Genomic DNA, 238 nt, shown 5'->3' on the forward strand with positions numbered 1-238 from the left:
CATGTCGCAGCCGGCGACGAGCGCCGCGCTCAAGCGGCTGCGCACGCTGCTCGGCGATCCACTGCTGGTGCGCAGCCGCTACGGCATGGTGCCGACCGAGTTCGGCGCGCGGCTGATCGAGCCGCTGCGCAATGCGCTGCGCGTGATCGACTTCATCCGCATCCAGCAGCCGACCTTCGACGCGCGCACCTCCGTGCGCACCTACCGGATCGGCTGCCCCGATTACCTGAACGTGCTG

The 238-nt window shown here is 69.7% G+C and carries 1 protein-coding gene; it reads left to right on the forward strand.

All coding sequences use genetic code 11. The features are described from left to right. Positions 1–238 (forward strand): LysR family transcriptional regulator (locus tag SB764_RS44380; protein ID WP_410867359.1); only part of this gene is annotated, 238 nt, incomplete at both ends.

The organism is Paraburkholderia sp. SIMBA_027, from assembly GCF_046535315.1.
GTDB lineage: Bacteria > Pseudomonadota > Gammaproteobacteria > Burkholderiales > Burkholderiaceae > Paraburkholderia > Paraburkholderia tropica.